Source organism: Nocardia asiatica NBRC 100129, from assembly GCF_000308415.1.
Lineage (GTDB): Bacteria > Actinomycetota > Actinomycetes > Mycobacteriales > Mycobacteriaceae > Nocardia > Nocardia asiatica.
Window position 1 is genome coordinate 1 of record NZ_BAFS01000097.1, and the last position, 13,758, is coordinate 13,758.

Here is a 13,758-nt window from a genome sequence, read left to right on the forward strand (position 1 = left end):
GTCGCGGGCGGCGGCACGGCGGGCCACATCGAACCGGCACTCGCGGTGGCGGACGCGTTGCGGCGGCTCGACGATTCGATCCGGGTGACGGCGCTGGGCACCGAACGCGGTCTGGAGACCCGCTTGGTCCCCGAACGCGGCTATCCGCTCGAGCTCATCCCTCCGGTCCCGTTGCCCCGCAAGCCCACGCTCGACCTGCTGCGATTGCCCGGCCGGGTCCGGGCCTCGGTGGCCGCGACCCGAGCGGTCATCGATGCGGTCGAGGCCGACGTGATCATCGGCTTCGGCGGCTACGTGGCGCTCCCGGCGTACCTCGCCGCGGGCGCGGGGGTGCTGCGCCGCAGACGCCCGGTTCCGGTGGTGGTGCACGAGGCGAACGCCAAGGCGGGCATCGCGAACAAGGTCGGCGCCCGTCGCGCGGCGCGGGTGCTCGCCGCGGTGCCGGACTCGGGGCTGGCGAACGCCCGAGTGGTGGGCATTCCCGTGCGCGCCTCGATCACCGGTCTGGACCGGGCCGCGCTGCGCGCCGAGGCCCGAGCGCATTTCGGCCTGCCGCCGGAGGGACCGGTGCTGCTGGTCTTCGGCGGCTCGCAGGGTGCGCGAACCCTCAACGAGGCGGTGTCGGGCGCGGCGCCCCAGCTCGCTGCCGCGGGCATCTCGGTGCTGCACGCGCACGGCCCCAAGAACACCCTCGAACTCGACAGCTCCGCCACCGCAGGCCCGGACGGTGTTCGGTATGTGGCGGTGCCGTACCTGTCCCGGATGGACCTCGCCTACGCCGCCGCCGACGCGGTGGTCTGCCGATCCGGCGCGATGACCGTCGCGGAGGTCTCCGCGGTGGGGCTGCCCGCGTTCTACGTGCCGCTGCCGCACGGCAACGGGGAGCAGGAACTCAACGCCCGGCCCGTGGTGCGCCAGGGCGGTGGCAGAATTGTCCCCGATTCCGAGTTGACGCCGAAGTACGTGATCGATGAGGTGATTCCGCTGCTCATGGACCCCGCACGGCTGATCGAGATGGGCCGGGCCGCCGCAGGCGCCGGGCACCGCGACGCCGCCGACGAGGTGGCGCGGATCGCGGCGGAGGTGGCGCGCCGATGAGCGACACAACCGCGGGCCGGGCGACGCCGGATACCGAGACCGAACGCACCGAGCTGCCCTCGGAGTTGCAGCGGGTGCACATGGTCGGCATCGGCGGGGCCGGGATGTCCGGCATCGCGCGAATCCTGCTGGCCCGCGGCGGTGCGGTGTCGGGGTCGGACGCCAAGGAGAGCCGGGGCGTCTTGGCGCTGCGCGCACGCGGCGCGCAGGTGCGGATCGGGCACGACGCCACCGCCCTCGACCTGCTGCCGGGCGGCCCGACCGCGGTGGTCACCACGTACGCGGCGATCCCGAAGACGAATCCGGAACTCGTCGAGGCCAACCGGCGCGGCATTCCGGTGCTGCTGCGCCCCACGGTGCTGGCGTCGCTGATGCAGGGGCATCGCACGCTGCTGGTCTCCGGTACGCACGGTAAGACTTCGACCACCTCGATGCTCATCGTGTCGTTGCAGCACTGCGGGTTCGACCCGTCGTTCGCGGTGGGCGGCGAGCTGAACGAGGCGGGCACCAACGCCCACCACGGCACCGGCGACATCTTCGTGGCCGAGGCCGACGAGAGCGACGGCTCGCTGCTGCAATACGACCCGGACGTCGCCGTGGTCACCAACATCGAGTCCGACCACCTGGATTTCTTCGGTTCCGACGAGGCCTACGTGCAGGTCTTCGACGACTTCGCCGACCGGCTGGCCGCGGGTGGCCTGCTGGTGGTGTGCCTGGACGATCCGGGCTCGCGGGCGCTGGCCGAACGGGTCGGCCAGCGGTTGGCGCAGCGGAACGTCCGGGTGCTCGGCTACGGCTCCGGCGACCTCGCGGACGCGCCGGTGCCGGTGGGCGCGCGGCTGCACAGCTGGGAGCCGCGCGATGTCGGCGGGCTCGTGCAGTTCCAGCTCGCCGACGAGGCCGCCCCGCGCACGCTGCGCCTCTCGGTGCCGGGCAGGCACATGGCGCTCAACGCACTCGGCGCCCTGCTCGCCGCTCACGCCACCGGCGCCGAGGTGGGCGAGGTCATCCAGGGTCTGGAGGGTTTCGGCGGTGTGCACCGCCGGTTCCAGTTCGCCGGACGGGAGAACGGTGTGCGGGTCTTCGACGACTACGCCCATCATCCGACCGAGGTCCGCGCGGTGCTCGGCGCCGCCGCCGAACTGGTCCAGCAGGAGGCCCGCGACGGCGCCCGGTCCAGGCAGGGCCGGGTCATCGTGGTGTTCCAGCCGCACCTCTACAGCCGGACCGCGACCTTCGCGCAGGACTTCGGCGCGGCGCTCAGCCTGGCCGACGAGGTCGTCGTGCTGGACGTCTACGGTGCGCGGGAGAAGCCGCTGCCCGGAGTGAACGGCGCGCTGGTGGCCCAGTCGGTGACGAAGCCGGTGCACTACCAGCCCGATATGTCCCGGGTCGGGCGGCAGGTCGCGGGTCTGGCGTTGCCGGGTGACGTGGTGATCACCATGGGTGCGGGCGACGTGACGATGCTGGGCAGCCAGATTCTCGACGGATTACGGGCGCGGCCCCAGCACGGTCGGTGACCGGGCGTGCGCGGGGTCGATTCGGCGCGCGCGGCCGGGCGCCGCGCGGGTGATCGGTTCGGTGCGATCGACTGGCGCCGAGTTCGCCGGTACGGATTGCTGGCCGTGTGCGTCCTTGCAGTGCTCTGTGTCGTCTCCTGGTTGACGCCGGTGCTCTCGGTGCGCACGGTGCGAATCGACGGGGCGGCGGCGGTTTCCGAACAAGAGGTACGGGATCGGCTCGAAATTCCGTCCGGACGTTCGATGTTGCGGATCGATACCACCGCGATCGCCCGGCGCGTGGCGAGCATTCCGAAGGTGCGCTCGGCGCGGGTGCAGCGCGTATTTCCGTCGACGGTCCGGGTGACGGTGGTCGAGCGCACCGCGGTGTTGTTCTACGACAGTCCGCAAGGCGCGCATCTGCTCGACGCCGAGGGCGTGGAATTCGCGATCGAGGCCACGCCGATCGGCGTGCCGAAGTTGATCACCGAGCGCCCTGGGGCCGCTGATCCGGTGACCGGGGCGGCGGTCTCGATACTCGCCATCGTGCCGCCTGCGCTGGCCGTTCAGGTGAGCGAGGTTGTCGCACGCTCTATTTCGGATATTTCGCTGAATCTGAAGGACGGGCGCACGGTACTCTGGGGCGGGACCAACGACGCCGAACGGAAGTCGGCGGTCGTATTGCCGTTGTTGACACGCCCCGGAACGGTGTTCGATGTTTCGAGTCCCAATCTGGTCACGGTAAAGTGATCCACACCCATTGTGTCCAGGGAATATTCGGAGGTCCGGGAGCGGTTCCGGCGTCGAACACGGGGCAGGGGGGCAACCGTTCACCATACGACGTGTGGAGCGGCGAGACGAGCGGGATCACGCAAGATTCTGGCTCTCGTCTCGGCGCGCCTGCGCGCGTATCGCGTCGGCTGCGAATAGCGTTCCGCACCAGTCGGATACTTGACATAACGCTAACCCTATGGTTGAGCTTTAGAGTTTGCCCGAGCCGCGGTTCGCTCCTCGCAGCGACCCGACTCCGGAACGGGCCCGCGAGCGTGTGCCGAGAATCCGGAAACGACAGGCTTTAGATCGAAGGAAGGCGAGAGCCCATGACGCCCCCGCACAACTACCTTGCGGTGATCAAGGTCGTCGGTATCGGCGGCGGCGGTGTGAATGCCGTCAACCGGATGATCGAGCAAGGACTCAAAGGTGTCGAGTTCATCGCGGTCAACACCGACGCCCAAGCGCTGCTGATGAGCGATGCCGACGTCAAGCTCGACGTCGGCCGTGAGCTGACCCGCGGTCTGGGAGCGGGCGCGGACCCCGAGGTCGGGCGCAAGGCCGCCGAGGACCACAAGGACGAGATCGAAGAGGTGCTCAAGGGCGCCGACATGGTCTTCGTGACCGCGGGCGAGGGCGGCGGCACCGGTACCGGCGGCGCGCCGGTCGTCGCGCAGATCGCGCGCAAGCTCGGCGCGCTCACCATCGGCGTGGTCACCCGCCCGTTCTCCTTCGAGGGCAAGCGGCGCGGGAACCAGGCCGAGGTCGGCATCAACCTGCTGCGCGAGTCGTGCGACACGCTGATCGTCATCCCGAACGACCGGCTGCTGCAGCTCGGCGACGCGGCGGTGAGCCTGATGGACGCGTTCCGCTCAGCGGACGAGGTGCTGCTCAACGGTGTGCAGGGCATCACCGACCTGATCACCACACCCGGTCTGATCAACGTCGACTTCGCCGACGTCAAGAGCGTGATGTCCGGCGCGGGCAGCGCGCTGATGGGCATCGGCTCGGCGCGGGGCGAGGGCCGCTCGGTGAAAGCGGCCGAATCGGCGATCAACTCGCCGCTGCTGGAAGCGTCGATGGACGGCGCGCACGGCGTGCTGCTGTCGATCGCGGGCGGCTCGGATCTGGGCCTGTTCGAGATCAACGAGGCCGCCTCGCTCGTGCAGGAGGCCGCGCACATCGAGGCCAACATCATCTTCGGAACGGTGATCGACGATTCGCTCGGGGACGAGGTGCGGGTCACCGTGATCGCGGCGGGCTTCGACGGCGGCGGCCCCGCCCGGCGCACCTTCGAGAACCCGAGCCGCAGCACCATCGGCACGGCGCGCTCGGGCGAGATCGGGCAGAGCCGCGCCAGCGAACTCACCGCGCGCAGTAGCGACAGCACATCGGGCACGTCCGGTACGAGTACGACCGGCCGCGGCGCGGTGCCGAGCTACCGCGACACCGAACGGGCGCGGACCCTCGCCGAGCCGACGGTGACGAGCAACTCGCGATCGCACATCACCCCGCCGGATGCCGGCGACGATGACGACGACGTGGACGTGCCTTCGTTCATGCGGAGGGGCTAGCGCTGGAACGAGTTCCGGCGCGGGCCGGGACCGAGCTGAGAAGCGATCCCGGCCGGCGCCGGGACGCGAGCGGGTCGGCGAAGTGCGTCGACCGGCAAGCGATTTCAGGGGGAAGCGCGGGCCCGTAGTCGGCTCCGCGCGGTCAAGCGGGGGAAGATTCCGCCTCTACCTGGGCATTTCGACGGCCTTCGCCGAGCGCCATTAGGCTCGTGGCCATGACTATCGCGCCGACCATCACTGTCCGACGGGTCACCACGACCAGGTCCGGAGGCTTCTCGGCGCCACCCTACGACTCGTTCAATCTCGGCGACCACGTCGGCGACGATCCGGTGGCGGTGCGGCGCAATCGCGACCGGCTGGCCGAGGGCATCGGCCTGCCGCCCGAGCGGTTGGTCTGGATGGAACAGATCCACGGCCGGAATGTGGAGATCGTCGACGGCCCGCGCGCCGAGCCGGTCCCCGCCACCGACGCGCTCGTGACCACGGTGCCCGGTCTAGCGCTGGTGGTGCTCACCGCCGACTGCGTACCCATCCTGCTGTCCGACGACGAGGCGGGCGTGATCGCCGCCGTGCACGCCGGGCGGATCGGCGCCCGCATCGGCATCGTGCCGCGGGTACTGGAGGCGATGGTGTCGGTCGGCGCTCGCCTGGACCGGGTCGGGGCGTTGCTCGGGCCCGCCGCCTCCGGCCGACAGTACGAGGTGCCCGCCGCGATGCGCGACGACGTCGAAGCGCACCTGCCCGGCAGCGCGACCACCACCGTCCGCGGCACGCCCGGCCTCGATCTGCGCGCGGGCATTTCCCGGCAGCTCACCGAGGCCGGTGTCGCCGGGATCGCGGTCGACCCGCGCTGCACCATCGAGGACCGCACCTTGTTCAGCCATCGCCGCGGCGCGCCGACCGGCCGGATCGGCGGAGTGATCTGGATGGAGGCGGGCGCATGAGCGGGGGCGTGGTTCCGGGGCCGGTCGAGGTGCGGTCGTGAACACCGGAGCCAGGACCGTGGTGGACGCCTCGCTCGCGGCCCGCACCGCACAGCTGGCGGAGAACTTGGCCGGTCTGCTCGCCCGCATCGACGCCGCTTGCCGGGCGACGGGCCGGGCGCCGGATTCGGTGCGGCTGCTGCCGGTGACGAAATTCTTCCCGGTCTCCGACGTGGCGATCCTGCATCGGCTGGGCCGGCGCGAGTTCGGCGAGTCGCGCGAGCAGGAGGCCGCGGCCAAGGTGGCGGCCTTACGTGAGGAAGACCTCTCCGGCGTCCGCTGGCACATGATCGGGCGATTGCAACGGAACAAGGCGCGGAGTGTGGCCCGGTGGGCGGACACCGTGCATTCGGTCGACAGCGAACGGCTGGCAACCGCCCTGGACGCCGGTGCGCTGGCCGCGCTGGAGGCGGGGGAGCGCACCGAACCGGTTCGGGTGTTGCTCCAGGTGAGCCTGGACGACGACCCGGCGCGCGGGGGTGTCGCGGCGAACGATCTTCCCGTGCTCGCCGAACGGATTGCGAACACGTCGGGATTACGTTTGTCGGGTCTGATGGCCATTCCGCCCTTGGGTTCGGAGTCTGATGCCGCATTTGCGCGACTTGCGATGTTGCACACGTTGTTGCTCGCCGATCATCCGGACGCGACAGAGCTTTCCGCGGGAATGTCCGGCGATCTGGAATCCGCGATCGAACACGGCTCGACGGTTGTGCGTGTCGGTACCGCCTTGATGGGTATCCGACCGATAACCTCGGCCTAGCAAAGAAACCTCATCAGTCACATTCGACACATATGCTGGGAACTGAAGAGGGCTGAGCAAGACTTCAACACCCGGCCGCCACCGGGGCCGAAGGAAGGTCGACCAATGAGCACGCTGCACAAGTTCAAGGCGTACTTCGGCATGGTTCCGCTCGAGGATTACGAAGACGACTACGTCGACGATCGCGCCCCCCGAGGCGTGGACGAGCGCGGTGCTCGCCGGCCCCGGCCCCGTGACTACACCGACCGCGACAGCTACGTCGATCGCTACGGCGAGGAACGGTACGGCGCGGGCCGCTTCGACGACGTCGACTACCCGGAGCCCGCGTACAAGTCCCCGTACAAGGCGGGTTACTCGGTGTCGCGGCGCGACGACTACGCCGACGAGCCCTACGGCGACGATCGCTACGACGCGCCGCGGCGTCCCACCCGGATAGACTCCGCCCCGTCGGGCCGGTTCCGGGCGGGCGGGACCGCGCCGCCGCTGCGCGGCGCCACCCGTGGCGCGCTCGCCGTCGATCCCGACGCCGAGGAGCGCAGGCTGGAGGAGCGCGTGCGTCCCGAGCCCGCCCCGGTGCGGCGGCCCGGGATCTTCGAGGACGGAGGCCCCTTGTCCAAGATCACGACGCTGCGCCCGCGCGACTACAGCGAGGCTCGGATCATCGGCGAGCGCTTCCGTGAGGGCAACCCGGTGATCATGGACCTGGTGGATCTGAGCAACGCCGACGCCAAGCGGCTGGTCGACTTCGCCGCGGGCCTGGCGTTCGCGCTGCGTGGATCGTTCGACAAGGTGGCGACGAAAGTGTTCCTGCTCTCACCGGCGGATGTCGACGTATCAGCGGAAGAACGCAGGCGCATCGCGGAAACCGGCTTCTACAACCAGAAATAAGCTCGTGATCTGGGGGGTGGAGCAGACCGCGCGCAGGTTCTTCGGCGCGGTCATTTTGCGCGAAGCGATTTTTACGGCAGAGTGAAGTCGTGGCCTTGTTCGCGGTGCTGTACTTCGTACTGTTCATCTTCTGGCTGTTGCTGATCAGCCGGGTGATCGTCGAGTTCATCCGGAGCTTTGCCCGAGACTGGCGTCCTACCGGTGTCGTGGTCGTCGTCCTGGAGGTGATCTTCACGATCACCGACCCCCCGGTGAAACTGCTGCGCCGGTTGATACCCCCGGTGTCGCTCGGCGGAATTCGCCTGGATCTGTCGATTATGGTCCTGCTTTTCATCGTGTTCATCCTGATGTCGATCGTGGGCAGGCTCGGGCAGCCGGTAGCTCCGGTGTGACAGAATGGGCCGAGAAGACAGCTTGCTAGATCTGCTAGATCTCCAAAAGACGCGTGAAGGGATCCTTCCATGCCGCTGACCCCAGCCGATGTGCACAACGTCGCGTTCAGCAAACCGCCGATCGGGAAGCGCGGCTACAACGAGGACGAAGTCGACGCGTTCCTGGATCTCGTCGAGCAGGAGCTCTCGCGTCTGATCGAGGAGAACGCGGATCTGCGCCAGCGGGTCGCCGAACTCGACGCGGAACTGGCCGATGCCAAGAAGAACCGCGGTCCGGTCGGGGTGAACGCGGTGAAACCGCCGGTACCGCAGGCTCCGCCGCCGCCGGAACCGATCAAGCCCCCGGTTCCCGCCGCGCCGCCCGCCCCGATGCCCGCCGCGCCGGTGGCCAAGGACGCGCCGGGCGCGGACGCGAACCTGCAGGCCGCCAAGGTGCTCAGCCTCGCCCAGGAGATGGCGGATCGGCTGACCAGCGACGCCAAGGCCGAAGCGGAGAGTTTGCTGTCGAACGCCCGGGCGAATTCCGAGCGACTGGTCGGTGACGCCAGGACGCGGTCGGAGGCCATGATCGCCGACGCCCGCCAGAAGTCGGACGCGATGCTGTCGGACGCGCAGAGCCGTTCGGACAGCCAGCTGCGCCAGGCCAAGGAGAAGGCCGACGCCCTGCAGGCGGACGCCGAGCGCAAGCACACCGAGATCATGGCGACCATCACCCAGCAGCGCAGCGTGCTGGAGAGCCGGATCGAGCAGCTCAAGACGTTCGAGCGGGAGTACCGGGTGCGGTTGAAGTCGTACCTGGAATCGCAGCTCGAGGAGCTGGAGAACCGTGGCTCGGCCGTTCCGGTCGACGGCGGCGAAGCCTTCGCCGACGCCAACACGGCGAGCAACCTCGCACCGGCCTCCTTCGCCAAGGGCGGCAAGTAACGCGCCGCGCCCCAGCACAGCAGTTCGCATACTGTTAGAGGAACTGTCGAGCCGCCCGGCATGCCTTGGGGGTCACCATGCTCGTCTTGACACTCGTCCTTGCCGCGATCGGCTTCGCCCTGCTCGTGGCGGCTCTCACCACCGGATCGGTGATCTGGGCGTGGGGCTGCATCGTGGTGTGCGTCATCGGCGCGATGCTCTTGCTGGTGAGCGCCTTGTCCATGCGGAGCCCGGATGGTGATTCGCCGCCGCCGCCTCCTGGTCGTCATGCCAAACGGTGAGGCGTCCGCACCGGCCCGGCGCGACCCGCCTCAGCAAATGAGTTGACCGCTACGGCTAGAATCAAACATGAACACGGCGTCGATCCGGCTATCACCGGGGAGCCTTCGGAAGAACGGCGGCACGGCCTTCCGGGCGTGCGCTCAGTAGAACCGAACGGGTGAGCCCGTCACAGCTCGTGAACGAGAGGTCCGGCGCTCAGCACACCGGACAAGCGGGGTGGTACCGCGGTTTCGGCGCACCGGGCGCCGATATCGTCCCCGTGCCCACGACACGGCACGAGGAGACGCATCCGCCATGGCGGACCACACTTCCAGCAACAGCGCGTACCCGCGCGTCGACCTGAGCGTCGGCAACGGGGCGTCGTTCCCCGAGATGGAGCGCCGCGTGCTCGACGCATGGGCGGCCGCCGACACCTTCCGCTCCAGCATCCAAAATCGTTCCGGCGCAGCGGAATTCGTCTTCTACGACGGGCCGCCCTTTGCCAACGGTCTGCCGCATTACGGACATTTGCTCACCGGATACGTCAAGGACCTCGTTCCGCGTTTCCAGACCATGCGCGGCAAGCGGGTCGACCGGCGATTCGGATGGGACTGCCACGGATTGCCCGCGGAAATCGAAGCCGAAAAGCAGCTCGGTATCACGGACAAATCACAGATCGATGCGATGGGCCTGGCGGAATTCAACGCGGCCTGCAAATCGTCGGTGCTGCGTTACACCGGGGAATGGCGTGACTACGTGACGCGCCAGGCCCGCTGGGTCGACTTCGACAACGACTACAAGACACTCGACATCGACTTCATGGAGTCGGTGATGTGGGCGTTCAAGTCGCTGTACGACAAAGGGCTGATCTATCAGGGCTTCCGGGTACTGCCCTACAGCTGGTACGAGCAGACGCCGCTGTCGAATCAGGAAACCCGCCTCGACGACGCCTACAAGATGCGCCAGGACCCGGCGGTCACCGTCGACATGGCGCTGCGCGTCCCCGCGGAGCATCCGCTGCACGCGCTCGACGGCGCCAACGCGCTGATCTGGACCACGACGCCGTGGACGCTGCCGTCGAACCTGGCGATCGCCGTACACCCGGACATCCGGTACGTGCACCTGCGCGCGGCCGACGGCAAGCGTTACCTGCTCGCGGCCGAACGGGTTTCGCACTACGGGCGGGAGTTCGGCGAGAACCCGGAGGTGCTCGGCGAGTTCGACGGCGCCGCGCTGGCCGACCTGTCCTACGCGCCGCCGTTCGACTTCTTCCTCGGTCACCCCAACGCGCACCGCGTGCTCACCGCCGACTACGTGACCACCGACTCCGGTACCGGAATCGTGCATCTGGCGCCCGCCTTCGGTGAGGAGGACATGGACGTCGCCACGGCCAACGGCATCGAGCTGGTGCAGCCGCTGGACGCGGGCGGCAAGTTCACCTCGATGGTCCCGCCGTACGAGGGCCTGATGGTGTTCGACGCCAATCCGGTGATCATCAAGGATCTCAAGGCGGCCGGAAAGCTGCTGCGGCACGAGACCATCGAGCACTCCTACCCGCACAGCTGGCGCTCCGGGCAGCCGCTGATCTACATGGCCGTGCCCTCCTGGTTCGTCGCGGTCACCAAGTTCCGCGAGCGGATGGTCGAGCTGAACAAGCGGATCACCTGGGTGCCCGAGCACATCCGCGACGGCCAGTTCGGCAAGTGGCTGGAAGGCGCGCGGGACTGGAACATCAGCCGTAACCGCTACTGGGGCAGCCCGATCCCGGTGTGGGTGTCCGACGATCCGGCCTATCCGCGTGTCGACGTGTACGGCTCGCTGGACGAGCTGGAGCGCGATTTCGGCGTGCGCCCGGCCGATCTGCACCGTCCGATGATCGATGAGCTCACCCGGCCGAATCCCGACGACCCGACCGGCGAATCGACCATGCGCCGGGTACCGGAGGTGCTGGACTGCTGGTTCGAGTCCGGCTCGATGCCGTATGCCCAGGTGCACTACCCGTTCGAGAACAAGGAGTGGTTCGACAGCCACTTTCCCGGCGATTTCATCGTCGAGTACAACGGGCAGACCCGCGGCTGGTTCTACACGCTGCATGTGCTGGCGACGGCGCTGTTCGACAGCCCGGCGTTCAAGACCGTTGCCGCGCACGGGATCGTGCTCGGCGACGACGGCTTGAAGATGAGCAAGTCCAAGGGCAACTACCCCGACGTCAACGAGGTGTTCGACCGGGACGGCTCGGACGCGATGCGCTGGTTCCTGATGAGTTCGCCGATCCTGCGCGGCGGCAACCTCATCGTCACCGAGCGCGGCATCCGCGAGGGCGTGAGCCACGCGCTGCGACCGCTGTGGAACGCGTGGACCTTCCTGCAGCTGTACGCCTCGAAGCCGGGAGTGTGGCGCACGGATTCACCCCATGTGCTCGATCGCTACATCTTGGCGAAGCTGGCGCGAACCAGGGACGTGATCACCGCGGCGCTGGAGGTCTACGACATCGCGGGCGCCTGCGAGGAGCTGCGCTCGTTCGCCGACGCGCTGACCAACTGGTACGTGCGGCGCTCGCGGTCGCGGTTCTGGAGCGAGGACCGCGACGCGGTGGACACCCTGCACACGGTGCTCGAGGTGGTCACCCGGCTGGCGGCGCCGCTGCTGCCGCTGATCACCGAGGTGATCTGGCGGGGGCTGACCGGCGGCGATTCGGTGCACCTGGCCGACTGGCCGAAGGAGGGCGAGCTGCCGGACGATCCGGAGCTGGTCGCCGCCATGGACGAGGTGCGCGTGGTGTGCTCGACGGTGCTGAGCCTGCGCAAGGCGCAGAACCTGCGGGTGCGGTTGCCGCTGGCCGAGGTGACCATCGCGGCCGCCGACGCCGAGCGGCTGGCGCCGTTCGCCGACATCGTGGCCGACGAGGTCAACGTCAAGAAGGTGGACCTGACCACCGACGTGGCCTCGCACGGCCGGTTCGAGCTGGTGGTCAACGCCCGCGCCGCGGGTCCGCGCCTGGGCAAGGACGTGCAGACGGTGATCAAGGCGGTGAAGGCCGGGGAATGGTCCGAGGACGCCGACGGCACGGTGCGTGCGGCCGGAATCGCTCTGCTGCCCGAGGAGTACACCCAGCGCTTGGTCGCCGCCGAACCCGAGTCGACGGCGGCGCTGCCCGGCAACGCGGGCCTCGTGGTGCTGAATTCGGTGGTCACCGAGGAACTGGAGGCCGAGGGCTGGGCGCGGGACCTGATCCGCGACCTCCAGGAGACCCGGAAATCCGCCGGGCTGGACGTCTCCGACCGCGTCACCGTGGTCTTGGACGTGCCCGCGGAACGGGCCGTGTGGGCCGAGACCCACCGCGACCTGATCGCGGGCGAGATTCTCGCCACCTCGTTGAGTTTCGGCGACGCGGGGCCCGAGGCCGCTGATCTGGTCGGCGGCGTGCGGGCGAAACTCGCCAAGGCCTGAGCCGGATACCGAGCGAGCCGGGGCGGGACCGAGAAGGTCCCGCCCCGGCTGCTGTCCGAGCGGCCGCCGCGCCGTGCGTCCACGGCCCGCCGGTGTCGTAGATCACGGAGGTGACCGGCCGCAGTTCTTTGCCGCACCGGGTAGTGACGGGGCGGTGTCACGTGTACTCGTTCTCCAGCCGGATGGGATAGTCGCGCCGCCCCCAGATCAGGGCGTCGCCGGGAAGACGTCGTCCGCGGCCACCCGGAGCGGCTCGCCCGCGGCCGTCGCGCTTCGATCGCCGGCTCGGCCACGGCGACGTCCCCTCGACCATGCTCCGGGTGCGCCGGCCGCCGGGCCTCGCCGGAGTCTCTGTCGCAGGCCTTTCTCCCGACCACGCAACGCGATCCACACGATGTCGTCGGGCAGGCAGGGGGGATCTACCAACCCACACTTAGTGATATAGATCACATGCTGAGAATTTGCTGATTCCCGACAAATCGCCGAAATCCCGGGCACAATCTGCGATGTCGCTGCTGTGGCCCAGGTGGTTCTTGGGCGCGCAGTCTCTCTTTTCTGGCGTGTCTTACTGGGAAATCGGCCGTGCCGGGAACCTGCCCGGCGCGGGTAGTCGCGGCTGCGCATCGTTGGCCGCGTCTGATGCCAAGTGTTAGCCAGGCTGCCGATCGGTGGCCAGTCAACCGCGCCCATGGAAGGGGCGAGTACGTGCCGAGAAAATCGTCGCACCGCATCGCGCTCGGATTCCTGCTCTCGACCATCGCCATCCTCCTGCTCGCCGGACCAGTCTGGGCCGACACCGGCAGCGCCTCCGGCAGCGGGCCGGGCAGCGCCTCCTCCGGTTCGGCGTCGGGCAGCGGTCCCGGCGGTGAATCCGGCAGCGCCAGCGGCTCGGCCGCCCTGCCGGTGCCCAGTGTGTTCGGCCTCGGCGCGCTGGCCGCGGCGACGACACAGATCGGCAAGCCGTACGAATGGGGTGGCACCGGGCCCTCCAGCTGGGACTGCTCGGGCCTCGTGCAGTGGGCGTACCGCCAAGTCGGCGTGAGCATTCCGCGGACGACCTGGCAGCAGGCGAAGGCGGGCACGCCGGTCCCGAGGGCCGCCCTGTCGCCCGGCGACGTGGTCGTGCTGAACAGCGACGGCTCGCACGTCGGCATCTAT

12 protein-coding genes are annotated in these 13,758 nt (G+C 69.0%); all 12 read left to right on the forward strand.

From position 1 onward, the window contains the following. A partial coding sequence (gene murG / locus ON27_RS09570) for an undecaprenyldiphospho-muramoylpentapeptide beta-N-acetylglucosaminyltransferase (RefSeq protein WP_051046387.1) occupies positions 1-1,098 on the forward strand: 1,098 nt, incomplete at its 5' end. Further along, on the forward strand, positions 1,095-2,618 hold the full coding sequence (murC, locus tag ON27_RS09575; RefSeq protein WP_051046388.1) for a UDP-N-acetylmuramate--L-alanine ligase: 1,524 nt from the start codon (positions 1,095-1,097) through the stop codon (positions 2,616-2,618). The genes murG and murC, both read left to right, overlap by 4 nt. 6 nt (positions 2,619-2,624) lie before the next feature. Next, positions 2,625-3,347 (forward strand): cell division protein FtsQ/DivIB, encoded by a 723-nt coding sequence (locus ON27_RS09580; RefSeq protein ID WP_083887467.1) that lies wholly within the window; start codon positions 2,625-2,627, stop codon positions 3,345-3,347. Between the two features lie 350 nt (positions 3,348-3,697). Continuing rightward, positions 3,698-4,942, forward strand: coding sequence for a cell division protein FtsZ (ftsZ, locus tag ON27_RS09585; protein WP_043722766.1), 1,245 nt, complete (start codon positions 3,698-3,700; stop codon positions 4,940-4,942). 215 nt (positions 4,943-5,157) lie between these two features. Next, positions 5,158-5,886: a peptidoglycan editing factor PgeF gene (gene pgeF, locus ON27_RS09590; protein WP_043722767.1), complete on the forward strand. Its 729-nt coding sequence runs from the start codon at positions 5,158-5,160 to the stop codon at positions 5,884-5,886. Positions 5,887-5,944: 58 nt separating this feature from the next. Beyond that, the gene (locus ON27_RS09595; RefSeq protein ID WP_043722794.1) at positions 5,945-6,685 is read left to right on the forward strand and encodes a YggS family pyridoxal phosphate-dependent enzyme; all 741 of its coding nucleotides are present in this window, start codon (positions 5,945-5,947) and stop codon (positions 6,683-6,685) included. A 105-nt stretch (positions 6,686-6,790) separates the two neighbouring features. Beyond that, positions 6,791-7,573, forward strand: a complete 783-nt coding sequence (locus ON27_RS09600) for a cell division protein SepF (RefSeq protein ID WP_043722768.1) — start codon at positions 6,791-6,793, stop codon at positions 7,571-7,573. An 89-nt stretch (positions 7,574-7,662) separates the two neighbouring features. Continuing rightward, the gene (locus tag ON27_RS09605; RefSeq protein WP_039797136.1) at positions 7,663-7,965 is read left to right on the forward strand and encodes a YggT family protein; all 303 of its coding nucleotides are present in this window, start codon (positions 7,663-7,665) and stop codon (positions 7,963-7,965) included. A gap of 69 nt (positions 7,966-8,034) precedes the next feature. Then, positions 8,035-8,889, forward strand: a complete 855-nt coding sequence (gene wag31 / locus ON27_RS09610; RefSeq protein ID WP_043722769.1) for a DivIVA-like cell division protein Wag31 — start codon at positions 8,035-8,037, stop codon at positions 8,887-8,889. Positions 8,890-8,966: 77 nt separating this feature from the next. Next, complete coding sequence (locus ON27_RS41190) at positions 8,967-9,170, forward strand: hypothetical protein (protein WP_083880491.1); 204 nt, start codon at positions 8,967-8,969, stop codon at positions 9,168-9,170. A 295-nt stretch (positions 9,171-9,465) separates the two neighbouring features. After that, positions 9,466-12,600 carry an isoleucine--tRNA ligase gene (ileS, locus tag ON27_RS09620; RefSeq protein WP_043722776.1) on the forward strand — a complete coding sequence of 1,045 codons (3,135 nt, stop codon included), beginning with the start codon at positions 9,466-9,468 and terminating at the stop codon, positions 12,598-12,600. Positions 12,601-13,305: 705 nt separating this feature from the next. Further along, a partial coding sequence (locus ON27_RS09625; protein WP_043722779.1) for a C40 family peptidase occupies positions 13,306-13,758 on the forward strand: 453 nt, incomplete at its 3' end.

What these genes read in the sequence shown, in the direction of transcription:
- wag31 (WP_043722769.1), top strand. Translation starts at nt 8,035, where the DNA reads ATGCCGCTGACCCCAGCCGATGTGCACAACGTCGCGTTCAGCAAACCG.
- ftsZ (WP_043722766.1), top strand. Translation starts at nt 3,698, where the DNA reads ATGACGCCCCCGCACAACTACCTTGCGGTGATCAAGGTCGTCGGTATC.
- pgeF (WP_043722767.1), top strand. Translation starts at nt 5,158, where the DNA reads ATGACTATCGCGCCGACCATCACTGTCCGACGGGTCACCACGACCAGG.
- ON27_RS09600 (WP_043722768.1), top strand. Translation starts at nt 6,791, where the DNA reads ATGAGCACGCTGCACAAGTTCAAGGCGTACTTCGGCATGGTTCCGCTC.
- ileS (WP_043722776.1), top strand. Translation starts at nt 9,466, where the DNA reads ATGGCGGACCACACTTCCAGCAACAGCGCGTACCCGCGCGTCGACCTG.
- ON27_RS41190 (WP_083880491.1), top strand. Translation starts at nt 8,967, where the DNA reads ATGCTCGTCTTGACACTCGTCCTTGCCGCGATCGGCTTCGCCCTGCTC.
- murC (WP_051046388.1), top strand. Translation starts at nt 1,095, where the DNA reads ATGAGCGACACAACCGCGGGCCGGGCGACGCCGGATACCGAGACCGAA.